Here is an 897-nt window from a genome sequence, read left to right on the forward strand (position 1 = left end):
TCCCCTCCCTCCTCCCCCCCGTTCTCCCCGTTCCCCTCTCTTTTCCCCTTCTTTCTCCCTTTTTCCCTCCTCTTCTCCTGTTCCCCTCTCCCCTGTCCATCTTTGGCAGTATATAAGTTTAAAGTGTTTTGGCCTCACTCTCGTAGTCTCTCCCCTCTTCCTTTTTTTCCTTTTTCTTCCCTTCCCTTTTTCCTCTCCTTTTTCTTTTCCTCCTCCTTTCCCTCTTTCTCTCTTCTCCTCTTCCTCTTGATAACGATTCCTCTTGCTTCCCTCTTTCTCTTCCTTTTCTTCCCCCTCCTTTCTTTTCCTCTTTTTCCTTTCTCTCCTTCCTCCCCTCCTTTTTCCCCCTTTCCTGACAGATGCCTCCTTTACCCTCCTTTTTTTTCTTTTTTCTTCTTCTTTCTTCCTTCTCCCTCCTCCTCCAATATAAGTGTAGGGTTTCCTTCCCCCCCCTCCCTTTTCTCCTTCCTTTCTTCTTTCTTTCCCTCCTTCCCCTTCTTTTTCCCCCTCCCTCTCTCCTCTTCTTCCTTTTTTCCCCCTTTCTTTTCTTCTTCTTTCCTTTTTTTCTTCTTTCCTCTCTTCTCTTTCTTCTCCTCTTCCTCCCTTCCTTTCTCTCCTTCTTTCCCTCCTCCTTCTTTTTCTCTCTTTTTTCCTCCCTCCCGAAAAGAGCTTTCTCCCCTCCTCTCTCTCTCCCCTCTCCCTCTCTTCCTTTTTTTCCCCTCTTCCCCTCTTCCCTTCCACTTCCTCTTCTTCTTCCCCTTTTCTTCTTTCTCCTTCTTCTCTTTCTTCTCTTTTCTTGATTTGCTCTTCTTCGACTCCTGTGTGTCCTACCCTTTCTTTTTTTTCCCCTTTTTTTCTTCTCCCTGCTGATCTTTCCTCGTTGATAGCGTGTACAAG

Annotated in this window: 1 protein-coding gene; it reads right to left on the reverse strand. The window is 46.3% G+C overall.

The features are described from left to right. Nucleotides 1-897 (reverse strand): hypothetical protein (locus tag E1963_RS23570; protein ID WP_201272083.1); only part of this gene is annotated, 897 nt, incomplete at both ends.

This window comes from Extibacter muris (assembly GCF_004345005.1).
GTDB classification, from domain to species: domain Bacteria; phylum Bacillota; class Clostridia; order Lachnospirales; family Lachnospiraceae; genus Extibacter; species Extibacter muris.